This is a genomic window from Pseudomonas sp. Z4-20 (assembly GCF_051131955.1).
Classification (GTDB): Bacteria; Pseudomonadota; Gammaproteobacteria; order Pseudomonadales; family Pseudomonadaceae; genus Aquipseudomonas; species Aquipseudomonas marvdashtae.
The window spans coordinates 4,432,044-4,456,413 of record NZ_CP071641.1 but is presented as its reverse complement, the minus strand read 5'-3'; the positions used below and the strand labels follow the sequence as shown (position 1 = coordinate 4,456,413).

Below are 24,370 nucleotides of genomic sequence, written 5' to 3'. Positions count from 1 at the left end.
TGCCTGTGCCGCGAGGTACTTCAAGCCGTCGTCAAGGGAAGGTAAAGAAGGCATTCCCCATTTCCCTGGCGCAACCATCCATCTTCTGACCCGGAAAAGATCCCGGTCCTACCCATCATCAATCACCCCCAGGAAGCCTGACATGACAAACGAGCAACAAGCGTTGCTGGACATGCCGATCTGGCTGGTCATCGTGCTCGCCCTGGTGGGCGGGGTGACTGGCGAGATGTGGCGTGCCGACAAGGAGGGCGCCCGTGGCTGGTCGCTGCTGCGGCGCCTGGCCCTGCGCTCCGGCGCCTGCATGGTCTGTGGCGTTTCGGCGATCATGCTGTTGTACGCCATGGGCCTGTCGATCTGGGCCGCCGGTGCCTTCGGCTGCCTGACCGCGATGGCCGGGGCGGACGTGGCCATCGGGCTTTACGAACGCTGGGCCGCCAAGCGGATGGGCGTCAGTGAGCTACCGCCGCGCGATTCCCGTTCCGACCGACATTAATCCCTCGCTGCTGACTTTCGTGCCGCCATAGAAACAGGAGGCCTAGATGCCTGCCGTCCTTGAAAAACCGTCGCAGCTGTTCTTCGCCATTGCCCAGACGCTGCGCGCCACTTATCCCGCGTTGAAAGTCGGTAGCCCTCAGGATTTCGATGGCACCGACGATCAACCCTGGGTGCTGATTGCCATTGAGCGTGATGCTCCCGGCCATCGCGCCAACGACGGACGCGTTGCTCATGCCCTGACGGTTTCCCTGCAAGTGGTCATGGCGGTGCCCGGATGGGACGCCTGTGACTTGGCCGCTGAGCTGAAACACCTGCTCATGGATAACCGCTGGGGCCTGCCGGGCGATCAATGCGACCTGCCCACGGAGCTCGACGGCATGCCGTCCACGTTCATTAACCCGGTACGAACCTACACCGCCTGGACCCTTTCTTTCAGCCAAACCCTGTACCTGGGCCCGACGCTGCTGGAGGACCCGCTGGGTATCCCGAAATTCGCCCGTACCTGGGAAATTTCGGACATCGACGACCCGGACCAATACACCGCACTCGAGGGCTGAACCATGTTTGATGCGCTGTTGCGGATGCATCTGGCGCCGATCATCGAGCGTCTGGCGCAGATGGAAACCGAATTCGAGGACTTGCATCGGCGTGCGGAGAGTTTCTGCCGCATCGGCGTTTGCCAGGAAGTCGATGCGGCCAGCAACACCTGCAAAGTCAGCCATGGTGGACTGCTGACTCCGGCGATCCGCTTTTTCAACCCGAGCGCCGGCGCCCAGAGCGAGTCGCGGATTCCGTCCGTGGGCGAGCAGTGCCTGTTGCTGAACCATGGCGGCGGCGAGAGCGGTGGGCAAGCCGTGGCGCTGTTCGGCCTTAACGGCGGCCAGTTCCCGCCCGTCTCGACAGAGGCTTCGCTGACGCGTCGCCTCTATCAGGACGGTACGGAAAACGGCTACGACCATGCCAGCCATGTCCTGCATTGGATGAACGGCCCGGCGACGTTCAGCGGTTCCCGTGAATCGCTCCAGTTGAGCATTGGCCCATCGAGTCTGGTGATGACGCCGCAAACCATCGAACTAAAACTGGGCGCCGTCGGCATTCGGCTCGACGCCTCCGGCGTGCATTTGAGCGGCCCGGTGGTAGATCACCAGGGGCGCGTCATCAGTACCGCATAAAGGATTTCCCATGATTGGAATCGATCGCAATACCGGCGCGACGGTCGACGACTGGCTGCAATTCGTGCAGCGCGCCACCCGTGCATTGACCACGCCGTTGGGCACTCGCCAGAAGCGGCCTTTGTATGGCTGCGCACTCACCCAGTTGCTCGGACAAAACCTCGGCGACGACCTGCTGATACTCGCCCAGAGCCACGCGGCCCAAGCGTTCTACAACCCGCACAACGGCATCGACGATTTTGAGCCGCAAGTCATCGTCGCCAATCGACAGGGCGCTGGTTTGTTGTTGCGCTTCGCCGGCACCTGGAAAAACCGCAAACAGACTTTCGAGGTGGTGACATGAGCATGTTGATACCCGGCCAGAACCAACTGGCCGAACCGGCCATCGTCACCGTCGAAGCGTTCGAGGACTTGCTCGCAGAGTTCAAGACCTTCGTGGTCGAGTACGTTGCCGCACGCTCTCCCGCCAGCGCTGCCAAATTGGTGGACAGCCTCGAAAACGAAAGCGAACTGCTGACCCTGGCCCTCGAGGCGTTCTGTGTCCGGCTGCAAACCCACGAACGCAAATACAACGCCCGCATCAAGCAGATGCTGGCATGGTGGGCCACGGGCACCAACCTCGACGCTCGCCTCGCGGACATGGGGCTTGAACGCCAATTGCTCGACCCGGGCGACCCGGCGGCGTTCCCGCCCGTGCCCCCGGTCTACGAGAGCGATGACGATGCGCGGTTGCGCTACTACCTGGCGCCTCACGCCCCGGCGGCCGGCTCGCGCATGCAGTATCGGCGGGAGATTTTTACCCTGGGGCAACGTCCCGTGGTGAAGGTCGAGAATGCCTCGGCGGGGGTGGTGACGGTCACCTATACCTTCGACCCGGACAGCTACGCCGCCCAGATCAAGGACGGTAACGGACGCCGTACCGCACCCGGAGAAGTCACGGTCACGGTGCTGTCCCGCGACGGCGATGGAACGCCGTCCGCAGCGTTGCTCGACGGCGTCCGCGAGCACTTCGCCCGACCGGATGTACGGCCCGAGACGGACTTGGTCATCGTGCAGGCCGCGCAAATCAAACCTTACAAAATCCGCGTCGTGGCGAAGATCAATCCCGGGCCTGACTCGGGCCTGACCCAGGCTGCCGCACAACAGCAACTGCTGGACTATGCCGAGGCGTGTCATCGCCTGGAAGGTCGAGTGGACCCGAGCTGGATCGACTACACGCTGCACAGCGCTGGCGCGGTTCAACTGCAGATTCTCGAACCGCTTGCGCCGATTGTGACGACGGCTTTCCAGGCGCCGTTCTGCACGGGCGTCGAGGTCGAGGTGGATACATTATGAGTGACGACACACCTCGCCCGGGCCTGCTGCCGGTCAACAGCTCACCGCTGGAGCGGGCGCTGGATCTCGGGTTTGCCCGGCTGCTGGAACGCATCGATCCGCCGTTTCCCGAACTGATGAATCCGCGTGGAACGACATTGGCGTTCCTGCCTTATCTGGCGGCGGATCGTGGGGTCAAGGAGTGGAGTTCCGAGGCTGCGGAGACGGAAAAACGCCTGACGGTCGAACTCGCCTGGCCTACCGCTCGACAAGCCGGTACACGAACGGCGCTGGAAAACGCGGCCAAGGGGCTGCGATTGAGGCCTGAAGTGCGGGCTTGGTACGAGCAAACGCCACCCGGGCCGCCCTACAGTTTTTCGGTCAGGGCGTTTACCGAGCAACCCTACAGCGAAGAAATCGACGCCCGTCTCGACCGTCGCCTGGCCGACGCCAAAAGCGAGCGCGACACCTTGACAGTTTCCGTCGGCTTGAGTGCCTTCGGCCGTCACGTTATCGGCGCCGCGACGCTGTGCGGTGAACTGACCACGGTTTATCCCGCCGTCATCGATGGCCTTGAAGCCTCGGGCCAAGCCTTCACCGCTGCCGGGCTCTACACCGTCGAAACCTCCACTATTTATCCACAGGGGTCCTAAATGGCCGACTACTACACCCTGCTCACTGACGCGGGGATTGCCTACGAAACCGCCTGCAAGGCAGCGGGCCTACCAATCAAACTGTCGCAGATTTCCGTCGGTGACGGCGGGGGTGCTGTCTACAACCCGGCGGCGACCGCCACCGCACTCAAGCGCGAGGTCTGGCGCGGACCACTCAATGCGCTGTTCCAGGACGAAAAAAACCCGAGTTGGCTGCTGGCTGAGGTGACCATTGCGCCTGATGTTGGCGGTTGGTATGTGCGCGAAGCCGGCATATGGACCGATACCGGGATTCTGTACGCGATCGTCAAATATCCAGAGTCGTTCAAGCCGGTGTTGGCCACCTCGGGCTCAGGGAAAGAGTTTTATATCCGTTCGATTTTCGAGACCAGCAATGCGGAACTGGTGACGTTGTTGATTGACGATACGGTGGTCAAGGCGACGCGGGCATGGGTCGCAAGTTATGTCGCGGATGAGCTTGCCAAGCTCGACAGGAAACAGTCTGTGCGGGTGGCGACGACAGCAAACATTGTGCTGAGCGGTGCGCAGACCGTCGACGGCGTTGCCGTGGTGGCTGGGGACCGGGTGCTTGTCAAGTCGCAGACGTTGGCGAAAGACAACGGTATCTACGTGGTTGCGAACGGTGCTTGGATTCGGGCTAAGGATGCTGATTCGAATGCCGATGTCACCTCGGCGCTTATTGTCTCCGTGGAAACGGGGGCTACGCTTGCCGATACGATCTGGCAGCTCATTACTGATGGCTCGATCGTATTGGGAACGACGTCGCTGACGTTCCAAGACATTACGGCAGGGTATGCCCGATTGTTGTCGCCAGCCTTTGGGGGCAATCCAACGGCGCCGACACCACCCCAGTTCGATAGCTCTCTCAGATTGGCGAGTACTGCCTTCGCAAAACGGATGGGTGTCGAATATTCGGTTTTTGTCCCGCTTACGGTCAGTACCGCACTCGGGGCGTCGTACGTAGGCGGCGTTGTATCCGTCTCATCCGCTACGCCGATCAACATTACGTTGCCTCCGACCACCGGGGTCGCTGAGGGCGCTACGGTCGAGGTAGTGAACGCTGGGGCTCCTGCCGTTACTGTCCTGGCGGCCGGCACTGACGTTTTGGCTTCCCCGCTCATGGCAGTGACTACGGTCGTTCTGGGTACGGGGGATAACGCCGAGTTCGTGAAAGTGTCAGGGACGTGGCGTTTGCGTGGTGGGGCTATGGCTCTTAAATACGCCTCGGTTTTTGGAGGTGCGTTGACAGCTAATGGGTATCAGAAGCTCCCAAGCGGTTTAATCATCCAGTGGGGCACTGCCGGGACTACAAATGGGTTTGGCACATGGACTTATCCAATAGCATTCCCTAATTCAGTGTTTCGTGTGTTCGCAAGCAATGACGCGTCGTCCTCTGGCACAAGCATGTATGCATGTGGTGCCCATCCCACTTCTGGAAGTCCTAATGTGTCAGCCACCTTGGCGAGTCAATTGGCGACGGGGGGTGATGCCATCTTTCTATTTGCCATTGGTTATTGAGGGACGGAAGAAAATGCCTAATCTATTAACGACCGACTCATCTGTCCCGGACATCGGTGCTATTGAGTACGGGGTGAGAAAATGACTCTTTATTCAAGCAAAACAACGGGTGGTTTCTACGATGACTCTATCCACTCCGCCGAGAAAATCCCTCCAGACGCGGTTGAAATAACCCAGAAGCTATATACAGAGCTTCATGAGGGGCAGTCGTTGGGGAAACGGATCTCCAGTGGCGAAGATGGTTATCCGATACTGGTCGATCCACCTGCGCAATCGCCTGAGTTTTTGGCAGCAATTGAGCGCCTGTGGCGTGATGGTCAGCTCGTTTTGACCGATGGCATGGTTGCCCGGCACCGTGACGAGTTGGAAGAAACACCGGAAACCACACTTTCTGTCGAGCAGTACTCGGAACTCCAGGCTTATCGTCGGGCGCTGCGTAAGTGGCCGGAGACGAGCGAGTTCCCACTGGTCGATCACCGTCCGATAGTCCCGTCCTGGTTGCCTGAGCAGTCCCAATAAACGCCCCGCACCGACGGGGCGTTTTCTTACCCACTCAAAACCAAAGCCCCTCCCCGTAGGGGCTTTTTCATACCCGGAGAAAACCAAAAATGGCACTACGCCAAACCTACACCGTGCTCCTCCCATTCCCCACCGGAGGCGGTCACTGGTCGACCACCGGCCAGGAACTGGACCTGCTCGACGTCGAGGCCAACGCCCTGCGCAGCGCCGGTCGCCTGGCGCTGAAGAAAACCGAAGCCGTCGAACCGGCTTCTACATCCAACCCGGCCAAAAAGGCCACCACCCAAAAGGCTGAATAACCATGGCTGAGGTTTTGAACTTCGAGCACAACGGCATCACCGTCAACGCTACTGAATCCCCTGAGGCCATGGGTGGCCTGGGTGACAACGTCATCGGGTTGGTCGGCACCGCGCCGAATGCCAACGCGCTGATTCCGAAAAATACCCCGTTCCGTATCAACAGCTTCACCACCCAGGCTCAGCTGGACCCGACTGGTGCCGAGGCGGGGACGTTGTTCCACGCGGTCTACCAGATCCTCAAAGTGGTCAAGGTACCGGTGTATGTGGTTATCGTCGAAGAGGGCGCGACCCTGGCCGACACGCAGAACAATGTGATTGGCGGCATCGAGGCGCAGACCGGACGCAAGTTGGGTCTGGCGGCGTTGAGTGGCGTCGCCGAAGACCTGACCATCATCGGCGCGCCGGGCTTCACCGGCACCAAGGCGGTGGCGAGCGAGTTCGCTTCGTTTGGCAAGCGCATCAAGGCCCGTGTGGTGCTCGACGGCAAGGACGTCTCGGTCGCCGATCAAGTGACTTACAGCCAGGAGCTGGGTGGCGCCGACCTCGGTTTTGACCGTTGCCTGGTGGTGCACAACATGCCGGCGGTGTATTCCAAGGCGGCGAAGAAAAACGTTTTCCTGGCGCCGTCGAGCCTGGCCATCGCTGCCCTCGCCAAGGTCAAGCAATGGGAGAGCCCGGGCAACCAGGTGACCTTCGCCGAAGACGTTTCCCGCACTGTGGAATACAACATCCTCGACACCTCCACCGAAGGCGATCTGCTCAACCGCTACGGCGTCAGCTATTACGCCCGGACCATCCTCGGCGGCTTCTCGCTGCTGGGTAACCGCTCCATCACCGGCAAGTTCATCAGCTACGTCGGCCTTGAAGATGCCATCAGCCGCAAGCTGGTGAAGGCCGGCCAGAAAGCCATGGCGAAGAACCTGACCAAGTCGTTCATGGACCAGGAGGTCAAGCGCATCAACGACTGGCTGCAAACCCTGGTCGCCGACGAAACCATTCCTGGCGGCAGCGTGTACCTGCACCCGGAATTGAACAGCGTCGAGAAGTACAAGAACGGCACCTGGTATGTGGTCATCGACTACGGCCGCTACGCGCCAAACGAACACATGATTTATCAACTCAATGCCCGCGATGAAATCATCGAGCAGTTCCTGGAGGACGTTCTCTAATGTTTACCAACCGCGTAAGACAGGCCATTGCGGCCACCCTGCAGGGCCTGCCGTTGTCGGCGACTGTGGAAGAATTCACGGCGCCGAAAATCGAATTCGAAATGGAAGAAATGCGCGGCGGGCGTTTCATCGGCGAGGAGATGGCCAAGAGCGGCAAGGCGCTGACGGCCAAGCTGGTGCTGCAAGGCGTCGGCCCGGAAATCATGCTGGCGCTGGGCGTGAGTGTCGGTGACGACATCCTGCTGAACGTGCGCGAAGCCGGTCAGGATCAGGACGGCAACACGTGGTTCACCTATCACACGGTGGGCGGCAAGTTGAAGTCCTTGGACGAAGCTGCGTTGAAGATGAACGAGAAACCCATCACCACGCTCGAGCTGGCCTGTCGTACCTACAACCGTCTGGAAAACGGCATCCCAGTGATCGACATCGATGTGCGCACCCAGAAGTTCGTGCTCAACGGCGTCGACATTCTTGGCGACGCCCGCCGTGCGGTATTGCTGCCTTAAGCCAGAAACCAAACGGCTGACCCGATCTGTGGACGCGTGTTCGTTCCACAGGTCGCTCGCCGATTCAGCAAGGAATACACATGTCCTGGACACCTCCTGTTCACGTCCTGTTGTCGCCGATCACGGGTGACGATGGGACGCAAATCGAACAGCTGCAACTCAAGCCGCTGTACTACTGCGCGCAAAAAGACGCCCTCGCCCGTGCGGGCGATGACGAAGACGATCAGTTCTTCGAACTGGCCAAACTGGCGACCGGCCTGTCACTCAAGGAGCTGGATCAACTCAAGCGCCCGGACTACGTGAGCATCGCGCAATACGTACACGAAATGTCCACGCGCCCGACTTCCCACTTTTCGGAACAGGTGGATGGCGGGCCCGCCGATCCCGACCAGATACAACTGCTGCAACCCCTCGACGTCGCGGGCCGCAGCCTGACCTCGTTGACCCTGGAAATGCCCGTGCTGCGGGCCACCAAGGCGATGAAAAAACTGAAGACGGCCAAGGAACGCGCCGAGTTCATCACGGCCCATTGCACTGGCCTGATGCTTCCCGACCTGGCCTCGCTGACCGTGCCCGACTGGACGCAACTTCAGGTACGCATCGACGATTTTTTAAACAAACCGGCGGACTTCTTTCGGAGCGCGACATCGAACTGATCCTCGATGTGGTGCCGCTCATTTACTCAGTAAGTGAAGCGGAGATCCTCGAGTGGGACGCCGGCAAGGCCTTGCGCCGATACGACATCGCGATCAGTCGCCTTGGTGTGAAACAGGAGTAGAGCGCAATGGCGGACGATAGATATTCCCTCAGATACGCAGCCTTCGATAAGAGTGGGTTAGCGGCCCCAAATGCCAGCCCCACGAGCAGTGTGATTATTTCCGCCGGCGATCGGCTGCCAGGATTCAACCTGGCGCTGGAAAACCTCGGGCTCAAGCTCGGCCTGCTGACCACGGCGGTCGAGTCGCTGACCTTGAAGCTTTCGGCGCAACGGGCGTTCTTCCAGACGATGGGCGCTGGCGCCGCAGGTGAGTCGGCCAATGATCCGAAGGGTAAGGCGGGCCGCGGTATCGAACCTCCGGCGCTGTTGAAACCCGCGATTGAAATGGATTCGGCCATGGCCGACCTCAAACAGGCCGGCCAATTCACGCCTCGCCAAATTGCCGAGATGGCTGAGCCAACCCAGCGTATCGCCAGCGCGCCACTGGTGGCGGCCGGTGGAACCACGGCGGTTGAGCTGGTGAGGATGCAAAGCCTGGCCGCTAGGAATGGAATTGGCAGTGAACTGCCCAATGCCCCGGACCGGCAATTGGCACTGTTGCGTTTTGCCAGTGATGCAGGCGTGACCGCCTCGACGTTCAGAATGCCGGCCATGGAAGCCGCCGAGATGCTGCTCGGTTGGCGTACTTCCATGAAGCTCAGCGCAGAGAAAGCGTTTGATCTGGCGGATGCGACCTACCATTTGGGCAAGATTAGCGGTGGTGCGAAAGCGAGTGATATCGGCACCGTGTTGCAACGTGACGGAGCGGCGGCGACTTCGGTAGGCCTGCAGCCAGCGCAAGCCGCAGCGTTGACGGCGGCGTTGCTCAATACCGGTTCGCAACAGGCTGAAGCTGGCGCGGCGCTTGGTAGTTTTACGACTGCGTTGGGCAAGGGCAATCAGGTCTCCGCGACCGAACAAGCGGCCTGGAAGCAACTGGGGCTGGATCCCAAAGCGGTGGCGAGCGGCATGCGCGACAAGGACGCCGCGCCGGGGACGGTGATGTCGGTGCTTGCAGCGTTGAACGCGCAACCGGCCGACAAACGCGCGAACCTTGCCTCTTCGCTGTTTGGTACGGGCAATGAGGCGGTGCTGCGCATGGCGCAGAAACTGGACGACGTGAATGCAGCCTTCTGGCAGGTGAAAACTCCAGGTCAATACGCCACTTCACAACTGGGCAATGACGGCTCGGTGAAGCAGGACGCGCTGGCGCTATCGAATACCCTGCAAGGCCGGTTGAACGTCCACAACGCCAGCAACGAACGTCTGTCGTTGGCCGCTGGCAATGCCGTGGCGCCTGTGATGGACAGCTCGCTGCAATGGCTCGGTTCGCTGAACGACGGCATGAGCGAGTTGGCCGAAACCTCACCTAAAGCCACCGCTGCCATTGTACTGGTCGGCGCGGCGCTCAAACCGCTGGTGGGAGCGTTGCTTAAAGCCATCACCGATGAGCTGAGTAATCGAACGGCCAAGCGGATATTGGAGCCGGCGAGCGCTGCGAAAGCCGAGGTTGGCGGGAGCGTTGGTCGTTCTCTGCAGGGCTTGAATACTTCAGCGCGCTCGCTGCGCTTTATGCCCGGAGCGCCTGTTCTCGGCGCTGGCCCTCAGCTAGTCGAAGGCGCAATGAACGGCGACGTCCAGATGATTGGCGCAGGCCTGGGAGCTGCGGGCGGCGGCTGGGCCGGGGCTTCGGCCGGTGCGACTGCGGGCGCCACGCTCGGCACCTTTTTCGGTCCGGGTATCGGCACCGCCATTGGTGGAGCCCTCGGCGCGATTGTCGGCGGTGTGGCGGGAAGCTGGATCGGCGGTGAGTCGGGTTCCTGGCTGGGCGAGAAGCTCGCCTCGCCCGTCGACAAACTCCCTCCTGCGGATCAAGCCACAAGGGATCTGCCCCAAGCCCAGGTCGCCACCCAGCAAAACGTCTTGACGGCGAACATCTACATCAATGGCCAGGACCAGGCCAGCGCCGCTCAATTGGCGAACCTGGTGGTGCAACAAATCACCAGCCAATTCCAACTCATGCCTAATTCACTTGCCATGCGCAGTGATGCGGCCCTGACCGACGGAGTGACCTGATGCGTCAGCAAATGGCGTTGGGCAGTTTCATTTTCGGGCTGTCTCGCAATTTCGCCTACCACTCCCTGGTTCGCACCTCGGACGGTGGCTGGAAAAGCATCGACATCCTCACTAGCAAACCCAAGTCCAGCCAGGTCGGCCAAGGCCTGCAAGGGCTGACCATTACCGGCAAGTCGATGTACGCGACCGCCATGGATCGACTCGATGAGCTGCGCGCATTGCAAGCGCTGCGCAGGCCTTTGCCGCTGGTGGACGGCATCGGCCGCAACTGGGGCTTGTGGCAAATCAACAAGGTCTCGGAAACCCAGACCGAGATCATCGACGACGGCACCGCGATGGTGGTTGGCTGGGTGATTGAATTGACGGAGTTCGCCAATGCGTAGGATTCGAAGCATCGCCGGCGACTCGGTGAATCTGTTGTTGTATCGCGAGCTTGAACGTTGTGATGACGCCGCCGAAGAAGCGCTCTGGCGGCTGAATCCGGGGCTGGCAGAATGGGGCCCGGTATTGCCTGCGGGCGTGTGGGTCGTCCTGCCGGAAGTGGAGCTCAAACCTGTTGCAACCCCACCGGTTTCGGCCTGGGATTAAGGAGGCGACATGTCATTGGGTTTTACGCCTGCGGTAGAAATTTATGGCGCGAACGCCGCGCTGCTCAACCAGCGATTGCTCAGTTGGACGCACATCGACGCAGCGGGTATCGAGTCCGATCAACTGACGCTCACGCTCAGCCTGGAAGGGCTCGAGGGGCTGCCCAGCCTTGAGGGAAAAATCGGCCTGCGGGTCGGTTATCAAGAGTCCGGGCTCGTGGATAAAGGTGAGTTCGTCGTGACGCGGCGCACCCCGACATTGTTTCCCCTGCGCCTGACATTGGTGGCGACGGCGGCGCCGTTCAGCGCGTCGGATCAGACCGGTTTCAAGCAGCGCCGATCTGTCAGTCACGGGCCGACGACTCTGGGGACGTTGTTTCGTCAATTGACGTCGAGGCACGGGTTTTCCCCTCGCGTTGCCCCCGAGCTGTCGCTGATCAAGATCGAGCACATCGACCAGTCCAACGAAACCGACATGGGATTCCTGACTCGGCTGGCCCATCGTTATGACGCGGTAGCGAAGCCGATCAACGAGTTGTATGTGCTGGCACGTCGCGGCCAGGCGAAATCGTTATCGGGCAAAATCCTTCCGGACACAAAGCTGTCGGTGACGACGAACAATCGTCCAGGAGACCAAGCCTTTATCTCTGCGGTTCTTGATGAAGCGGCCCGGGCGAAATACCAGGGCTGCAAGACGACCTGGTGGGATGCGGTGGCGGGCAAAGTGCGTGTCGAAGAAAGCGGTATCGCGCCATTCAAGACGCTGCGTCAACGCTTCCAAAGCGCAGACGATGCCCGCGCCGCCGCTGAAGGGGAGGTGCGCCGGATGATGCGCGAAGCCCTCAAGGTCACCATTGAATGCCCCGGCAATCCGGCGTTATCCGCAGAAGGCATCGTGCTGCTTGACCCAACCTGGCCGGATTTCATGCGCGGCCGCTGGTCGATCGACAAGGTCACCGCCAGCGGCGACCGGGAAAAAAGCTACCGCTGCAGGATCGAGGCGACTTGTCTGGATGCGAGGGGCTGACATTTGTTACCAGTGCACGTCGATCCAGCTAAAACGAACTGCTCGCGGTGTATGGAGTAATCAAGTGTCGGCTTGGCGGCGTTCACCTATTAAGCATCCGCCGCACGTCATCAAGACTGATCTTCTCAATAATACGTGCCGGAACCCGAGACTCTGCGGACAAGTTATAGACCTGAAAATTATCGTTAACGACATGTTTCGACATAAGTTTCAAGGAAGGCAATATCCGAGTGCCGTACTGCTGGTCCAGTCCGCAAGGCGAGGGTTTGCTGTCGGACGTTTCATAGAATCGGCCAGCCGCCTGATTCAAGTCGAAGCCAACCAGGAAGACCTTGTTGAAACCCAGATGGTAGGCAGTTTGTATGGCTAGGTACATGACGGTTCGAGCCTCGAAGTAGCCAAGGGTCATGTCTTTGCTGAAGCCAATATCTTTGCTTCGCTTGCTAAAAAGAGATCTGTCCCTGACTAGTGACTTCTGCGGGTTGAATAACGTTGTGAATATCGACGCCCTGGGGGCCTTTTTTAAGCTGAAGACTTTCCCGCTGGGCTTGGTTTGGACGATGTCAAACTGTTCCTCCCACACCGCAACGTTTTCACTGATTTGCATTGCGGTTGCGAAGAGTTCCGGCTGTTGAAGCGAGAAGTTGAGATCCGAGCATATATAGAAAAAGGGCTTGATGTCGGCTTGGCTGAACATTGATATAGCGCCGTTCATGGTAATCATCGGCACGGTGGGAAACTCTTGTAACGGAAAGTCTCTCGCCGAGGCGCCTGAAGCGATGATAAAAACCGGCCCACTTTTTACGTTTTTGCATTCACTGAAGCTGGCCTTTTTCAATGACGTAGCTGCTTCTGTGATGAGCGCTTTGTCCAGATTTTTCGCCCTGCTCATGTACGTCCCTTTTCTTTATTCAAATGATTGATGATGCCTTCAACCGCGTTAAGGAAAATCGCCATGCCTATCACGCAAGCCCAACTGCTGCGTATCCTTCCAAACGCCGGCGCCAGTGCCGGCGTTTTTGCACCTGTCCTGAACACTGCCATGGGCCGTTACCAGATTGTCGGCCTCAAGCGTGTCGCCGCGTTTATCGCCCAGGTCGGCCATGAATCCGGCCAGCTGCGTTATCTACGCGAACTGGGCAACGATGTTTATTTGTCAAAGTATGACACCGGTCGGCTGGCTTCGCGCCTGGGCAATACTCCTGAAGTGGACGGCGACGGTCAACGGTACCGGGGGCGTGGGCTGATCCAGATTACCGGACGGGCGAACTACCAGGCTTGCGGTGAGGCGCTGGGCCTGGATCTGGTCGCGGAACCGACGCTGTTGGAGCAACCCCTGTGGGCCGCGCTTTCGGCTGCGTGGTTCTGGGCCTCACGGGGGCTTAATCCCCTCGCGGATGCCGGCGATTTCGTTACGATCACCCAGCGGATCAACGGCGGCCAGAACGGCGCCGCGGACCGCCAGGTTTTATATGGGCGAGCGCTGCGGGTGCTGGAATGAACCCGGCCCTGCTGAGGTTTGTGCCTCTCACCGCCGTGGTTTTTTTTGCTGCTGACGACCAGCGTGACCTGGAAAATCCAGGATTGGCGTTACGGCAAGACGTTGGCCGAGCTGGCCAATTCCCACGCTGAAACCCTGAGAAAGATGAGCGTTGCAGCGGCCGCTTCGCAGCAAAGAGAAACAGAAAGACGCCTCGCCCTCGAACAGCAACTTTCCGCCAGCGAGCAAATTCATTATCGAGCCTTGAGCGATGCCCAACGTGACCAGGATCGCTTGCGCGATCGCCTTGCTACTGCCGATGTCCGGCTGTCAGTCCTCCTCGACGCCGACGATGTTGCCGCCGGCTGTGCAGTGCCTGCCGCCCCCGGCGCCGGCGGCATGGATCATGGTGCCCCACGCGCCCGACTTGACCCGTCGCATGCTCAACGAATTATCGCCATCACTGACGCGGGCGACCGTGGACTGATTGCGCTGCAGGCTTGCCAGGCTTACGTCAGGGCGCTGGGCCGGTGATCTGTCGAGCCTTGCATGCTTCGGATGGTCGTGTACGGTAGGCCCCAATCGCGTCGAATCAGGAGAGCTTCGTGGACGACATTACCGAACTGGCCGCTGAATTGGGCAGGCGCCTGCAGCTGCTCAATGCCCATGTCACCACCGCCGAGTCCTGCACCGGTGGTGGGATTGCCGAGGCGATCACTCGGATCCCAGGGAGTTCGGCCTGGTTCGAGGCAGGTTTTGTCACCTATTCCAATCGTCAGAAAACCCAGCAATTGGGCGTGCCCGACGGGTTATTCGAAAAGGTCGGCGCGGTCAGCCGCGAGGTGGTGGAGGCGATGGCGCGGGGCGCCCAGCAGGAAAGCCTGGCGCGTTTCGCCGTGGCGGTCAGCGGCGTGGCCGGGCCGGACGGGGGCTCGCCGAGCAAACCGGTGGGCACCGTATGGCTCGCCTGGGGCGTCGGCGAGGCGCTGTTCAGTGAGCAGCGATTCTTTCCAGGCAACCGCGACGAGGTCCGCCGACAAACGGTGAAGGCCGCGCTAGACGGGCTGTTACAACATGCCGCCGCAGAAATCTCAAATCAGGGGTAGGCGATCCTCAATCGCTGTGGAATAATACTGGCTACTTATACAGGTGTTGGCCGTCAGGCCTTATTGATTACGTGAGGACTTTAATGGACGACAACAAGAAGAAAGCCTTGGCTGCGGCCTTGGGTCAGATCGAACGTCAATTCGGCAAGGGTGCCGTAATGCGTATGGGCGATCAGGACCGCCAGGCTATTCCTTCCATCTCCACCGGCTCCCTGGGCCTGGACATCGCGCTTGGCATCGGCGGCTTGCCAAAAGGTCGTATCGTTGAAATCTACGGTCCTGAATCCTCCGGTAAAACCACGCTGACGCTATCCGTGATCGCCCAGGCTCAAAAAGCCGGCGCAACCTGCGCCTTCGTCGACGCCGAACACGCCCTGGACCCGGAATACGCCGGCAAGCTGGGCGTCAACGTCGACGACCTGCTGGTGTCCCAGCCGGACACCGGTGAGCAAGCCCTGGAAATCACCGACATGCTGGTGCGCTCCAACGCAGTTGACGTGATCATCGTCGACTCCGTGGCGGCACTGGTACCGAAAGCTGAAATCGAAGGTGAAATGGGCGACATGCACGTGGGCCTCCAGGCTCGCCTGATGTCCCAGGCCCTGCGCAAGATCACCGGTAACATCAAGAACGCCAACTGCCTGGTGATCTTCATCAACCAGATCCGCATGAAGATCGGCGTGATGTTCGGTAGCCCTGAAACCACCACCGGTGGTAACGCACTGAAGTTCTACGCCTCGGTTCGCCTGGACATCCGCCGTACTGGCGCGGTGAAAGAAGGTGATGAGGTTGTCGGTAGCGAAACTCGCGTCAAAGTGGTGAAGAACAAGGTGGCATCGCCGTTCCGTCAAGCTGAATTCCAGATCCTCTACGGCAAGGGCATCTACCTCAACGGCGAGATGATCGACTTGGGTGTGCTGCACGGCTTCGTCGAGAAATCCGGCGCCTGGTATGCTTACAACGGCACCAAGATCGGTCAGGGCAAGGCCAACTCGGCCAAGTTCCTGGCGGATAACCCGGAAGTTGCCGCTGCCCTTGAGAAGCAACTGCGCGACAAGCTGTTGAGCCCGGTTGCAGACGTCAAGTCCGTGGCCAATCGCGAAACTGCAGAGAACCTGGCTGACGCTGACATCTGATCGATCCGATGACCGCCGTACTCGATACCCTCGTCGCGGTGCGGCGAACCGCAATGGACCTGCTCGCCAGACGTGAGCACGGTCGAGTTGAGCTGACGCGTAAACTGCGTCAGCGCGGCGCCCCCGACGAGTTGATCGACACGGCCCTCGACCGTTTGACGGAAGAGGGTCTGCTGTCGGAATCGCGTTACCTCGAAAGCTTTGTCTCTTACCGCGCCCGGTCCGGTTACGGTCCGATGCGGATTCGCGAGGAACTTGGCCAACGCGGCTTACAACGCCCGGATATCGAACTCGCCTTGCGCGAAAGCGGTATCGACTGGCAAGAACAGCTAACGGATACCTGGCGGCGCAAGTTTTCAGGGCATCTGCCCATCGATGCACGGGAGCGAGCCAAGCAAGGGCGTTTCCTGGCGTATCGAGGTTACTCCATGGAAATGATCAATCGCCTGTTCAGCGGTCGCAGCCTGGATGACTAAACAAAACGGCCCGCTATTTCGATAGCGGGCCGTTTTTTTATGGGTTTAGGAAACCTTGATCGGATCCCAGGTAAGGGGATGGACCTCGGTGGCGGGCTGGGCCCAGTTTTCCGACAGGTTGATATAATCCACCAGCTCTCTTAACCGGCCGTGATCACGGGCGTTGAAGGTAAATGCCAGTCGGGTCAGATGGCTGAACGGGGCTTCCTCCGGCTCCTCGCCGCTGTAGGCGTGCTGGTGGAAACAGTCGTTCAGGCACAGATCGGCAAAATCAGCCTGCATCCGCTGCAACGCTTGTTCATTGAGCGGGTGGTGCATACGGATCACGAACTGATGCTTGAGCCAACGGCTGGAGTGGAAGTTGCGGTAGAACTGGTTGATTTCTTCCACGGCGTCCTCGGCATTGTGCACCAGGCGCATCAGCTTCATGTCGGTTGGGAGGATGTAGCGATTTTCCTCGAGCTGTTCGCGGATGAAATCCAAGGCGCCTTGCCAGAACTTTCCCCCGGGAGCGTCCAGCAGCACTACCGGTACCAACGGGCTTTTACCCGTCTGCACCAGCGTCAGCACTTCCAACGCCTCGTCAAGGGTGCCAAACCCGCCTGGGCAGAGCACCAGGGCATCGGCTTCCTTGACGAAAAACAGCTTGCGAGTAAAGAAGAAGTGGAACGGCAGCAGGTTCTGCGTGCCCTCCACGGTGGGGTTCGCGTGCTGTTCGAAAGGCAGGGTAATGTTGAATCCCAGGCTGTGTTCCCGCCCCGCACCTTCATGGGCCGCAGCCATGATGCCGCCGCCCGCGCCGGTGATGACCATCATGTCTGACCGAGCCAGCGCCGCGCCCAGCTCCCGTGCCAAGCCATACAGCGGATGTTCGATGGGGGTTCGGGCCGAGCCGAAGACCGTGACTTTGCGCCGACCCTTGAATTGTTCGAGCGTGCGAAACGCATGTTCCAACTCGCGCAGCGCCTGGAGCGTGATCTTGGCGTTCCAGCGGTTGTGATCTTCCTGGGCCATGCGCAGCACGGTCAGGATCATGTCTCGATAAATGGGCAGGTTAGGGCTGTTGGGTGATACCAGGTTGAGTTGCTCTTCGACCTTGCGGGTGAGGTCGTGGCCATGGCTCTCAAAATGACGACTGAGCAGGTCATTCGGTTTGTACGGCATTCAGCTTCTCCTTCTGAACAGAACCCCCGGCCCGAACGAGAGATTCGTCAGGGCCACGACACGTCCTGTGTCGTTGTCAGTCCGGGCCTGTGTCCGGGCATCAAACTGGCTAGGCGCGATGTGCAGCAAGGCGGACAAGCCATCCAGCAGGTTCTGTTTTCTTCCCTTGGATGAAAAACAAACACACGTCACGGCGTTGGTGGCAGCCTCGTTCTGCCCGTTATAAAGCGATACTTTGAATCTAGTCCCTTGAGCTGATCTTTGCTTTCTCGATCATGATGTTCGAAAGTGCGCGCCGACGATGAACAACGGCGCTCTCGCTCGGGTTGATTATTTCTTGGTCTTGGCCGGTTTCGGGCAGTCCGATTCCTGGAAGCGTTCGGTTGCAACCGGGCGGTTGGTTTTCACTTCGGTGAACTCGTAGCGCATGGTTGCGCCCTTGGCCATCAGCTTGCGGAAACCCGGATTGGTACACACCGTGGAGCCCAGCTGGAAATAAACGGCCTTGGGGTCTGCGCGCATTTTCTGGGCATGGCTGCTTTGCACGCTGAGGTGATTGACCAGCTCGGTGCCTTCGACGGTATACCCTTGGTCGAGGATGTCTTCGTTGATGGCTCGCGGCGTGCCAACGCTGCTTTGCGTGGCTACGTTTTGCAGCATCTTGTTCAGTTCGAGTTCTTTCAGCGACGCAGCCTGAGCGCTGATGGACGTCGCCAGCAAAACGGCAACGGTAGGGACGATAAGGCGCAGCATGAAACTCTCCTGGTTCAGTAACTGGTGGTTCGACCGGTCACGTGACTGTGCGTTCAGTGGCGGCGATTATAGGGGAGCCTGGGGAGACGGTACAGGTTTGCGCGCTCTGGTAGACTGCCGGCCTTCATTGCCCTGCCGAGTGTTGTTCGTGTCGAGTTTTCCTGCCTGTGGGTGTTGCCCGCGATGAACCATGCCCCTAACGCCGTAGCCCGCCTGCGCGACCAACGCATCGATGAAGGCATCAAGCCAATTCAGGCCCGGGGCTGGCGCGCGCCCCGTTGCAGCGCATGCCGAGTGATTGTCAGCCATTGCCTGTGCGCCTGGCGCCCGAGCGTCGAGACCCGCTCCGGGGTCTGCCTGATCATGACCAACAAGGAAGTCTTCAAGCCGAGCAACACCGGTTGGCTGATTGCCGATGTGGTGCAGGACAATCATGCGTTCATATGGTCGCGCACCGAGGTCGATGAGCAATTGTTGGCGCTGCTGGGCGATCCGCAATGGCAACCATACCTGGTGTTTCCTGGCGAATACGTCGAACCGTCGCGAGTCACCCATACGGTTGATCTCGATCACTCCAGGCGTCCCCTGTTCATTCTCTTGGACGCGACCTGGACGGAAGCGCGGAAAATGTTCCGCAAGAGTCCTTATTTTGACCGTTTGCCCATCCTGAGCCTGCTGCCTGACAAGCTGTCGCGCTATCGCTTGCGACGTTCCACCCGTAGCGAGCACCTGTGCACCGCCGAGGTAGCGGCGCTGTGCCTTGAGCTGGCGGGAGACAGTGACGCGGCGTCGGCCCTGGACGCCTATTTCGATGTGTTCAGCCAGCATTACCTCGGTGCCAAGCGCCAGCAAGAGGTGAACGTATCGACCCCGGCCCATGCCGAGTTGCAGCTCTTTGTCCGTGCGGCTCACGAGGTGTTGGCCTAATAGTGGCCCATACTCGATACAGCAGTCGCCGTGCTGCTTGACCACCCCGGCTTCGCTGGGCATGCTTGGCGCCGACCAGGGTGCGGCCAAAAGTTTGAAACGCTGTGATTGGCGTTGAACGTGCCCCTGTGGATGCCGCTGCGTGGTGGTGTCTTGAGTTGTTTGGCGAGGCGCGAATGCATCGGGCCTGCCACTAAAAACAGGATCATTTGAAAAATGGCCACATACGAAATCCTGATTGCCGATGATCACCCGCTTTTTCGCAGCGCGTTGCATCAGGCAGTGACCCTGGGCCTTGGCTCGGATGTCCGGTTGACGGAGGTGGCCAGCATCGCGGAACTGGAAACTCGATTGGCTGAGAAGGCCGACTGGGACCTGGTGCTGTTGGATCTGAACATGCCCGGCGCGTATGGCTTCTCTGGCCTGGTGTTGTTGCGCGGACAGTATCCGCAGATCCCCGTGGTAATGGTGTCGGCTCAGGAAGAGGCTTCGGTGATGGTCAAGGCCCGCGAGTTCGGTGCCAGCGGGTTCATTCCCAAATCCAGTTCCCTGGAAATGATTCAGAGGGCGGTAAAGGCCGTCCTCGATGGCGATGTGTCCTGGCCGCCGCAGGCGTTCGAAGCGGTGAGCGTGTCGGCGGAAGCCAAGGCTGCCAGCGAAGGGTTGGCCAGCTTGACGCCGCAGCAGTTCCGAGTGCTGACCATGGTCTGCGAAGGCCTGTTGAACAAGCAGATTGCTTATGAATTGAACGTGTCGGAGGCAACCATCAAGGCCCACGTCACCGCCATCTTTCGTAAACTCAACGTGCGTACCCGAACCCAGGCGGCGTTGTTGCTGCAACAACTTGAGTCAATTTCGCCGCAGTCGTAGCGTTGGATTCACGCTTTTTTGACTGGGTTTACATTAGCTTCTCCACTCCTTCCGATCAGTTGCCTACTCTATGTCACCTTTTAAAGGCCAAACCGGCCTGAAACGCATCCTCAATGCCTCCGGCTACTCCCTGGACGGGCTGCGTGCCGCTTTCGTCGGCGAAGCCGCATTCCGCCAACTGGTCCTGCTCAACGTCATCCTGATTCCGCTGTCGTTCTTCCTGAATGTCAGCCGTGTCGAACAAGCGTTGTTGATCGCGGTCTGCTTGCTGGCCCTGATCGTCGAGCTGCTCAACTCAGCAGTGGAGGCGGCGATTGACCGCATTTCCCTCGAGCTGCACCCGCTGTCGAAGAACGCCAAGGACATGGGCAGCGCCGCCCAGTTTGTCGCCCTGACGATGATTGCGTTGGTGTGGGGCCTGGTACTGCTCTAAGTCTCAGGCGATGGCCGGCAGGACGATTTCGTCGCTGCGCTGGACCCCTGCGGTAAATGCCCGGCACAACTCTAGAAATTCACGCATGGCCGAGGTCTGGTATTTTTGCTTGTGCCAGATGAAGTAGAACTGGCGCGCCAAATCCATGTCCGGCGTTTCCACCGCCACCAGGCTGCCGCGGCGAAAGGCATCACGCAAAGCCAAGCGTGAGATACAGCCGATCCCCAGGCCGGATTCCACCGCGCGCTTTATCGCTTCGGTGTGTTCCAGCTCCAGGCGAATGTTCAACGCGCTGCGGTGGTGGCGCATGGCCTGGTCGAAAGTCAGCCGGGTGCCGGAACCCTGTTCACGTAAAATCCAGGCCTCATGGGTCAACTCCTCCATGGTCGCCTGCCCGCGCTTGGCCAGTGGATGCTGGGGCGCGCAGAACACCACCAACTCATCCTCGACCCAGCTCTGCACCTCTATGTCCGGGTGGCTGCAGTCGCCTTCGATTAGACCCAGATCAATTTCATAGTGGGCAACCTGGTGCACGATGTTGGCAGTGTTTTGCACGTGCAGCTTCACCTGGCTTTCCGGATGGCGCTGCATGAAACCGCCGATCAGCAGGGTCGCCAGGTAATTGCCAATCGTCAGCGTGGCGCCGACCGCCAGTGAGCCGAAGCCGGACTTGCCGTTGAGCAGGTCTTCGATCTCCTTGGCCTGGTCCAGCAACGCCACGGCCTGTGGCAGCAACTGTTTGCCCAAGGCGTTGAGGCTCAGGCGCTTGCCGGCGCGGTCGAAGAGTTGACAGCTCGATTGGCGCTCCAATTCAGTGATGGAGGTGCTGGCAGCCGACTGCGAAAGATTGAGCAGGCCCGCGGCACGGGACACGCTCTCTTGCTGGGCGACAGCGACGAAGACTTGAAGTTGACGTAGAGTAAATCGCATATCTATATAACCGATAACCCTTATCTTAATAATCCATTTAACAGATATTGTCGCCGCCATTAGAATGCGATGCAATTGCGCAGATTATCGACGCAGGCATCATTTCCAGGAGTCCCCCGTACATGAGCAACATGAACCACGAGCGTGTCCTCAGTGTTCATCACTGGAACGACACTCTGTTCAGCTTCAAGTGCACCCGCGATCCGGGCCTGCGCTTCGAGAACGGTCAGTTCGTGATGATCGGCCTGCAGCAGCCCAACGGCCGCCCGCTTATGCGCGCTTATTCGATCGCCAGCCCGAACTGGGAAGAGCATCTTGAATTCTTCAGCATCAAGGTCCCCGACGGTCCGCTGACTTCCCAGTTGCAGCACCTGAAGGAAGGCGACGAGATCATCATCAGCAAGAAGCCTACCGGCACGCTGGTGCTGGACGACCTCAAGCCTGGCAAGCATTTGTATCTGCTCAGCACCGGCACCGGCCTGGCGCCATTCATGAGCGTCATCCAGGATCCGGAAACCTACGAGCGTTTCGAAAAAGTGATCCTGTGCCACGGCGTGCGTTACGTCAATGAAGTCGCCTACCGCGAGTTCATCACCGAGCACCTGCCGCAGAACGAATTCTTCGGCGAAGCGCTGCGTGACAAGCTGATCTACTACCCGACCGTGACGCGCGAGCCGTTCGAGAACGAAGGCCGCCTGACCGACCTGATGCGCAGCGGCAAGCTGTTCCGCGACATCGGCCTGCCACCGATCAACCCGCAAGACGACCGTGCGATGCTGTGCGGCAGCCCGAGCATGCTCGACGAGACCAGCGAAGTGCTCAACAGCTTCGGCCTGACCGTTTCGCCGCGTATGCGTGAGCCGGGTGATTACCTGATCGAACGAGCATTTGTGGAAAAGTAAGTCGCAGCCCATAAAAAGCCCGCGCCGCCTGAATAAGGCCGCGCGGGCTTTTTCGTTCCTGGACTTATTTAACCGCTGGAATCACTTCCAGCACGCGGATCACGCCGGGCTCCGGGTAATGCCAGCGTACGTCCAGGTCCCAGAACTGCGCGCCATATTCCCGTTCGGCTGTAGGAATCTGGTACGCCGGGCGGGGGTCCTGCGCCAGGCATTGCTCAACCAACTCCACCAACGGCTCGTCGAGGCGCAAGGCGTGATCGCGGGCTTGAAGCAAGGCTGAGTCCGCCCATTGCACTGGGATCAGGCCAGGCGCAGCGCTGGCGATGTCGTTGGAGGCTGAGCCGATGATGTCGGCATAGGGCACGTAGGGCTTGATGTCCAGCACGGGCGTACCGTCCAGCAAGTCAATGCCCGAGATCCACAGCCGGTCGGCTTCTATCCGATCCAACTTCACCACCGACTGGCCGATTCCATTGGGACGATGGGTGGCGCGGGTGGCGAACACGCCCATGGATTTGTTGCCGCCCAGGCGCGGCGGGCGCACTTTCAAGCGGGGTTGGTCTTCCAAAGCCTGGTGGAACAGAAACAGCAGCCAGACATGACTGACCTGCTCCAGGCCCTGCACCGCGTCGCCCTGATCGAACGGCGCCACCAGCTCCAGCACGCCGCGCGCGGCCGGGGCCAGTTGTGGTTGGCGCGGGATGGCGAACTTCTCCTTGAAACAGGAGCGGACGAAGCCGACGGGGGAGACGGTGTAGGTCATTTCGAGTGCTTCAAGTGGCAAGCGACAAGCCGCAAGCTTATGGCTGCTGTCTAAGCTCTGACGCGCAGCGTCAGGCCCTTGAGGAAGTTGCGCAGCAACTGGTCGCCACATGGGCGATAGTTGGTGTGGCCGAACTTGCGGAACAGCGCGCTCAATTCCGGCTTGGACACCGGGAACTCGGCAGCCTTGAGGATGGCGTGCATGTCGTCTTCCTTCAGCTCGAAGGCGACGCGCAGTTTCTTCAGGATGATGTTGTTCGTCACCGGCACTTCGATCGGCTGCGGCGGACGGCTTTCGTCCTTGCCGCGCTTGAAGATCACCAGGCCATCGAGAAAATGCGCCATGACCTCGTCAGGACAGAACACGAAGCCTTCTTCCTCGTCTTTCTTGAGGTAGCCGGCGAGGTCCTCCAAGGAAACCTCCAGGCCGCCCAGCTTGATGATCTCGATGACTTTCTTGTCGCTGATGTCGAGCATGTAGCGCACGCTGCGCAGTACGTCGTTGTGAATCATGTGTGCAGTCCTGATCAATCGACAGTGGGCGCCGCGCTTCGCTGCGGCGCCGGAAATTAGAATTTCTCTTTGGCGGACAAATAGCGCCACTGGCCCAGCGGCACCTTGCCGATGGAGACGCCGCCGATGCGGATGCGGCGGATGGCGACGACCTTCAGGCCGACCGCCTGGCAAAACAGCGCGATCACGCCCGGTTGCGGGTTCTTCATGGCGAAGCGCAGGCGGTTCTCGTTCTGCCAACTGGCCTTGACGGCCGGTAGCTCCTTGCCCTTGTAGGTCAGGCCATGGTTCAGGCGATTGAGGCCATGGGCGACCATTTCGCCTTCGACTTCAACCACGTATTCCTGCTCGATCTTGGCCGCGTCGGCGGTGAGCTTGCGCAGGATCTTCCAGTCCTGGGTGAACACCAGCAAGCCGCTGGCACCAGCCTGCAAGTCGGCACTGGCGGTCAGGCGCAGAAAATGCCCTTTGAGTGGGCGCTTGCCGAAGCGATGTTCATCGCTGAGGCTCTGCGGTCCAAGGGAAGCCATCGCGGTGTCTACATCCATGCCCACCGGGGCGTTCAGCAGGAGCGTCACTGGCTCCGGCGCGGTAGCCTTGGCCTCGGGGTCGAGTTCGACCTTCTGGGTCGTCACCTTGAACTGCGGCTCGTCGATCACTTCGCCATCCACAGTGACCCAGCCGCCCTCGATGAACAGCTCAGCCTCCCGACGGGAACAGCCGACGAGTTCGATGAGGCGTTTGGAGAGACGAATCGGGTCAGTCATGACGGGGGCCGTAACAAAAAGAGGGTGGGCATTGTACC

The 24,370-nt window shown here is 59.8% G+C and carries 32 protein-coding genes; 25 read left to right on the top strand and 7 right to left on the bottom strand.

The features are described 5' to 3' along the window. Positions 1–142: 142 nt before the first annotated feature. From J3P82_RS20435 to J3P82_RS20360, 16 genes are all read left to right on the top strand, one after another. Positions 143–493, top strand: coding sequence for a phage holin family protein (locus tag J3P82_RS20435; protein WP_434558419.1), 351 nt, complete (start codon positions 143–145; stop codon positions 491–493). A gap of 46 nt (positions 494–539) precedes the next feature. Next, positions 540–1,052 (top strand): hypothetical protein, encoded by a 513-nt coding sequence (locus J3P82_RS20430; RefSeq protein ID WP_434558418.1) that lies wholly within the window; start codon positions 540–542, stop codon positions 1,050–1,052. A 3-nt stretch (positions 1,053–1,055) separates the two neighbouring features. Next, on the top strand, positions 1,056–1,667 hold the full coding sequence (locus tag J3P82_RS20425; protein WP_434558417.1) for a phage baseplate assembly protein V: 612 nt from the start codon (positions 1,056–1,058) through the stop codon (positions 1,665–1,667). Between the two features lie 10 nt (positions 1,668–1,677). Then, positions 1,678–2,010, top strand: a complete 333-nt coding sequence (locus J3P82_RS20420) for a phage baseplate protein (protein WP_434558416.1) — start codon at positions 1,678–1,680, stop codon at positions 2,008–2,010. Next, a complete protein-coding gene (locus J3P82_RS20415) occupies positions 2,007–3,002 on the top strand; it encodes a baseplate J/gp47 family protein (RefSeq protein ID WP_434558415.1) in 996 nt (331 codons plus the stop codon). The genes J3P82_RS20420 and J3P82_RS20415 overlap by 4 nt, the downstream gene beginning before the upstream one ends. Beyond that, entirely contained in the window at positions 2,999–3,634 is a 636-nt protein-coding gene (locus J3P82_RS20410; RefSeq protein ID WP_434558414.1) for a phage tail protein I, read from the top strand. Before J3P82_RS20415 ends, J3P82_RS20410 begins: the two co-directional genes overlap by 4 nt. Continuing rightward, positions 3,635–5,173: a phage tail protein gene (locus J3P82_RS20405; RefSeq protein WP_434558413.1), complete on the top strand. Its 1,539-nt coding sequence runs from the start codon at positions 3,635–3,637 to the stop codon at positions 5,171–5,173. A gap of 81 nt (positions 5,174–5,254) precedes the next feature. Then, entirely contained in the window at positions 5,255–5,692 is a 438-nt protein-coding gene (locus J3P82_RS20400) for a phage tail protein (protein ID WP_434558412.1), read from the top strand. A gap of 89 nt (positions 5,693–5,781) precedes the next feature. Then, complete coding sequence (locus tag J3P82_RS20395; RefSeq protein WP_434558411.1) at positions 5,782–5,991, top strand: hypothetical protein; 210 nt, start codon at positions 5,782–5,784, stop codon at positions 5,989–5,991. A gap of 2 nt (positions 5,992–5,993) precedes the next feature. Then, positions 5,994–7,160 (top strand): phage tail protein, encoded by a 1,167-nt coding sequence (locus tag J3P82_RS20390; RefSeq protein WP_434558410.1) that lies wholly within the window; start codon positions 5,994–5,996, stop codon positions 7,158–7,160. Beyond that, entirely contained in the window at positions 7,160–7,666 is a 507-nt protein-coding gene (locus J3P82_RS20385; RefSeq protein WP_434558409.1) for a phage major tail tube protein, read from the top strand. Before J3P82_RS20390 ends, J3P82_RS20385 begins: the two co-directional genes overlap by 1 nt. A gap of 80 nt (positions 7,667–7,746) precedes the next feature. Then, positions 7,747–8,322: a phage tail assembly protein gene (locus J3P82_RS20380; RefSeq protein WP_434558408.1), complete on the top strand. Its 576-nt coding sequence runs from the start codon at positions 7,747–7,749 to the stop codon at positions 8,320–8,322. Positions 8,323–8,534: 212 nt separating this feature from the next. After that, a complete protein-coding gene (locus J3P82_RS20375) occupies positions 8,535–10,499 on the top strand; it encodes a phage tail tape measure protein (protein WP_434558407.1) in 1,965 nt (654 codons plus the stop codon). Further along, the gene (locus tag J3P82_RS20370; protein ID WP_434558406.1) at positions 10,499–10,882 is read left to right on the top strand and encodes a phage tail protein; all 384 of its coding nucleotides are present in this window, start codon (positions 10,499–10,501) and stop codon (positions 10,880–10,882) included. Before J3P82_RS20375 ends, J3P82_RS20370 begins: the two co-directional genes overlap by 1 nt. Next, positions 10,875–11,087: a tail protein X gene (locus J3P82_RS20365; RefSeq protein WP_434558405.1), complete on the top strand. Its 213-nt coding sequence runs from the start codon at positions 10,875–10,877 to the stop codon at positions 11,085–11,087. The genes J3P82_RS20370 and J3P82_RS20365 overlap by 8 nt, the downstream gene beginning before the upstream one ends. A 9-nt stretch (positions 11,088–11,096) precedes the next feature. After that, positions 11,097–12,113, top strand: coding sequence for a phage late control D family protein (locus J3P82_RS20360; protein WP_434558404.1), 1,017 nt, complete (start codon positions 11,097–11,099; stop codon positions 12,111–12,113). A gap of 82 nt (positions 12,114–12,195) precedes the next feature. On the opposite strand, the gene J3P82_RS20355 is transcribed toward J3P82_RS20360, so the two are convergent. After that, positions 12,196–13,005 carry a lipopolysaccharide biosynthesis protein gene (locus J3P82_RS20355; RefSeq protein WP_434558403.1) on the bottom strand — a complete coding sequence of 270 codons (810 nt, stop codon included), beginning with the start codon at positions 13,003–13,005 and terminating at the stop codon, positions 12,196–12,198. Between the two features lie 63 nt (positions 13,006–13,068). Between J3P82_RS20355 and J3P82_RS20350 the strand changes: the two genes are divergently transcribed. From J3P82_RS20350 to recX, 5 genes are all read left to right on the top strand, one after another. Beyond that, entirely contained in the window at positions 13,069–13,614 is a 546-nt protein-coding gene (locus tag J3P82_RS20350; protein ID WP_434558402.1) for a glycoside hydrolase family 19 protein, read from the top strand. A gap of 45 nt (positions 13,615–13,659) precedes the next feature. Then, positions 13,660–14,127 carry a lysis protein gene (locus tag J3P82_RS20345; protein ID WP_434558401.1) on the top strand — a complete coding sequence of 156 codons (468 nt, stop codon included), beginning with the start codon at positions 13,660–13,662 and terminating at the stop codon, positions 14,125–14,127. Positions 14,128–14,198: 71 nt separating this feature from the next. Further along, complete coding sequence (locus J3P82_RS20340; RefSeq protein ID WP_434558400.1) at positions 14,199–14,699, top strand: CinA family protein; 501 nt, start codon at positions 14,199–14,201, stop codon at positions 14,697–14,699. Positions 14,700–14,782: 83 nt separating this feature from the next. Next, positions 14,783–15,835, top strand: coding sequence for a recombinase RecA (gene recA / locus J3P82_RS20335; protein ID WP_186635122.1), 1,053 nt, complete (start codon positions 14,783–14,785; stop codon positions 15,833–15,835). A gap of 8 nt (positions 15,836–15,843) precedes the next feature. Further along, on the top strand, positions 15,844–16,311 hold the full coding sequence (gene recX / locus J3P82_RS20330) for a recombination regulator RecX (protein WP_186611241.1): 468 nt from the start codon (positions 15,844–15,846) through the stop codon (positions 16,309–16,311). A gap of 45 nt (positions 16,312–16,356) precedes the next feature. On the opposite strand, the gene J3P82_RS20325 is transcribed toward recX, so the two are convergent. After that, positions 16,357–17,475 carry a TIGR00730 family Rossman fold protein gene (locus J3P82_RS20325; protein ID WP_434558399.1) on the bottom strand — a complete coding sequence of 373 codons (1,119 nt, stop codon included), beginning with the start codon at positions 17,473–17,475 and terminating at the stop codon, positions 16,357–16,359. Positions 17,476–17,805: 330 nt separating this feature from the next. After that, a complete protein-coding gene (locus J3P82_RS20320; RefSeq protein WP_186611243.1) occupies positions 17,806–18,228 on the bottom strand; it encodes a quorum-sensing-regulated virulence factor family protein in 423 nt (140 codons plus the stop codon). 183 nt (positions 18,229–18,411) lie between these two features. Between J3P82_RS20320 and J3P82_RS20315 the strand changes: the two genes are divergently transcribed. The 3 genes from J3P82_RS20315 to J3P82_RS20305 all read left to right on the top strand — a co-directional run bounded on the left by J3P82_RS20315 (position 18,412) and on the right by J3P82_RS20305 (position 20,458). Continuing rightward, positions 18,412–19,155, top strand: coding sequence for a tRNA-uridine aminocarboxypropyltransferase (locus tag J3P82_RS20315; RefSeq protein ID WP_434558398.1), 744 nt, complete (start codon positions 18,412–18,414; stop codon positions 19,153–19,155). A gap of 216 nt (positions 19,156–19,371) precedes the next feature. Next, the gene (erdR, locus tag J3P82_RS20310; RefSeq protein WP_434558397.1) at positions 19,372–20,025 is read left to right on the top strand and encodes a response regulator transcription factor ErdR; all 654 of its coding nucleotides are present in this window, start codon (positions 19,372–19,374) and stop codon (positions 20,023–20,025) included. 70 nt (positions 20,026–20,095) lie between these two features. Continuing rightward, entirely contained in the window at positions 20,096–20,458 is a 363-nt protein-coding gene (locus J3P82_RS20305; RefSeq protein WP_186611246.1) for a diacylglycerol kinase, read from the top strand. A 3-nt stretch (positions 20,459–20,461) separates the two neighbouring features. Here the strand turns inward: J3P82_RS20305 and J3P82_RS20300 are convergent, their stop codons facing one another. Next, the gene (locus tag J3P82_RS20300) at positions 20,462–21,388 is read right to left on the bottom strand and encodes a LysR family transcriptional regulator (protein WP_053214485.1); all 927 of its coding nucleotides are present in this window, start codon (positions 21,386–21,388) and stop codon (positions 20,462–20,464) included. Between the two features lie 122 nt (positions 21,389–21,510). On the opposite strand from J3P82_RS20300, the gene fpr reads away from it, so the two are divergent. Beyond that, positions 21,511–22,290 (top strand): ferredoxin-NADP reductase, encoded by a 780-nt coding sequence (gene fpr / locus J3P82_RS20295; RefSeq protein ID WP_003184787.1) that lies wholly within the window; start codon positions 21,511–21,513, stop codon positions 22,288–22,290. Between the two features lie 64 nt (positions 22,291–22,354). Here the strand turns inward: fpr and tsaA are convergent, their stop codons facing one another. Genes tsaA through J3P82_RS20280 form a run of 3 tightly spaced genes read right to left on the bottom strand, consistent with a single transcriptional unit; the run spans position 22,355 to position 24,332 of the window. Further along, the gene (tsaA, locus tag J3P82_RS20290; RefSeq protein ID WP_434558396.1) at positions 22,355–23,053 is read right to left on the bottom strand and encodes a tRNA (N6-threonylcarbamoyladenosine(37)-N6)-methyltransferase TrmO; all 699 of its coding nucleotides are present in this window, start codon (positions 23,051–23,053) and stop codon (positions 22,355–22,357) included. Between the two features lie 50 nt (positions 23,054–23,103). Then, positions 23,104–23,565: a DUF1456 family protein gene (locus J3P82_RS20285; RefSeq protein WP_186611248.1), complete on the bottom strand. Its 462-nt coding sequence runs from the start codon at positions 23,563–23,565 to the stop codon at positions 23,104–23,106. Between the two features lie 56 nt (positions 23,566–23,621). Further along, positions 23,622–24,332, bottom strand: coding sequence for an rRNA pseudouridine synthase (locus J3P82_RS20280; RefSeq protein WP_186635142.1), 711 nt, complete (start codon positions 24,330–24,332; stop codon positions 23,622–23,624). Between the last annotated feature and the right edge of the window lie 38 nt (positions 24,333–24,370).

Bases quoted from the DNA above. Each gene is read 5' to 3' on its own strand.
- J3P82_RS20410 (WP_434558414.1), top strand. From the start codon at position 2,999: ATGAGTGACGACACACCTCGCCCGGGCCTGCTGCCGGTCAACAGCTCA.
- J3P82_RS20325 (WP_434558399.1), bottom strand. From the start codon at position 17,475: ATGCCGTACAAACCGAATGACCTGCTCAGTCGTCATTTTGAGAGCCAT.
- J3P82_RS20355 (WP_434558403.1), bottom strand. From the start codon at position 13,005: ATGAGCAGGGCGAAAAATCTGGACAAAGCGCTCATCACAGAAGCAGCT.
- erdR (WP_434558397.1), top strand. From the start codon at position 19,372: ATGGCCACATACGAAATCCTGATTGCCGATGATCACCCGCTTTTTCGC.
- recA (WP_186635122.1), top strand. From the start codon at position 14,783: ATGGACGACAACAAGAAGAAAGCCTTGGCTGCGGCCTTGGGTCAGATC.
- J3P82_RS20365 (WP_434558405.1), top strand. From the start codon at position 10,875: ATGCGTAGGATTCGAAGCATCGCCGGCGACTCGGTGAATCTGTTGTTG.
- J3P82_RS20400 (WP_434558412.1), top strand. From the start codon at position 5,255: ATGACTCTTTATTCAAGCAAAACAACGGGTGGTTTCTACGATGACTCT.
- J3P82_RS20420 (WP_434558416.1), top strand. From the start codon at position 1,678: ATGATTGGAATCGATCGCAATACCGGCGCGACGGTCGACGACTGGCTG.
- fpr (WP_003184787.1), top strand. From the start codon at position 21,511: ATGAGCAACATGAACCACGAGCGTGTCCTCAGTGTTCATCACTGGAAC.
- J3P82_RS20390 (WP_434558410.1), top strand. From the start codon at position 5,994: ATGGCTGAGGTTTTGAACTTCGAGCACAACGGCATCACCGTCAACGCT.
- J3P82_RS20320 (WP_186611243.1), bottom strand. From the start codon at position 18,228: ATGCTGCGCCTTATCGTCCCTACCGTTGCCGTTTTGCTGGCGACGTCC.
- J3P82_RS20430 (WP_434558418.1), top strand. From the start codon at position 540: ATGCCTGCCGTCCTTGAAAAACCGTCGCAGCTGTTCTTCGCCATTGCC.
- J3P82_RS20385 (WP_434558409.1), top strand. From the start codon at position 7,160: ATGTTTACCAACCGCGTAAGACAGGCCATTGCGGCCACCCTGCAGGGC.
- J3P82_RS20370 (WP_434558406.1), top strand. From the start codon at position 10,499: ATGCGTCAGCAAATGGCGTTGGGCAGTTTCATTTTCGGGCTGTCTCGC.
- J3P82_RS20425 (WP_434558417.1), top strand. From the start codon at position 1,056: ATGTTTGATGCGCTGTTGCGGATGCATCTGGCGCCGATCATCGAGCGT.
- J3P82_RS20360 (WP_434558404.1), top strand. From the start codon at position 11,097: ATGTCATTGGGTTTTACGCCTGCGGTAGAAATTTATGGCGCGAACGCC.
- J3P82_RS20415 (WP_434558415.1), top strand. From the start codon at position 2,007: ATGAGCATGTTGATACCCGGCCAGAACCAACTGGCCGAACCGGCCATC.
- recX (WP_186611241.1), top strand. From the start codon at position 15,844: ATGACCGCCGTACTCGATACCCTCGTCGCGGTGCGGCGAACCGCAATG.
- J3P82_RS20280 (WP_186635142.1), bottom strand. From the start codon at position 24,332: ATGACTGACCCGATTCGTCTCTCCAAACGCCTCATCGAACTCGTCGGC.
- J3P82_RS20305 (WP_186611246.1), top strand. From the start codon at position 20,096: ATGTCACCTTTTAAAGGCCAAACCGGCCTGAAACGCATCCTCAATGCC.
- J3P82_RS20300 (WP_053214485.1), bottom strand. From the start codon at position 21,388: ATGCGATTTACTCTACGTCAACTTCAAGTCTTCGTCGCTGTCGCCCAG.
- J3P82_RS20315 (WP_434558398.1), top strand. From the start codon at position 18,412: ATGAACCATGCCCCTAACGCCGTAGCCCGCCTGCGCGACCAACGCATC.
- J3P82_RS20435 (WP_434558419.1), top strand. From the start codon at position 143: ATGACAAACGAGCAACAAGCGTTGCTGGACATGCCGATCTGGCTGGTC.
- J3P82_RS20350 (WP_434558402.1), top strand. From the start codon at position 13,069: ATGCCTATCACGCAAGCCCAACTGCTGCGTATCCTTCCAAACGCCGGC.
- J3P82_RS20380 (WP_434558408.1), top strand. From the start codon at position 7,747: ATGTCCTGGACACCTCCTGTTCACGTCCTGTTGTCGCCGATCACGGGT.
- J3P82_RS20405 (WP_434558413.1), top strand. From the start codon at position 3,635: ATGGCCGACTACTACACCCTGCTCACTGACGCGGGGATTGCCTACGAA.
- J3P82_RS20395 (WP_434558411.1), top strand. From the start codon at position 5,782: ATGGCACTACGCCAAACCTACACCGTGCTCCTCCCATTCCCCACCGGA.
- tsaA (WP_434558396.1), bottom strand. From the start codon at position 23,053: ATGACCTACACCGTCTCCCCCGTCGGCTTCGTCCGCTCCTGTTTCAAG.
- J3P82_RS20285 (WP_186611248.1), bottom strand. From the start codon at position 23,565: ATGATTCACAACGACGTACTGCGCAGCGTGCGCTACATGCTCGACATC.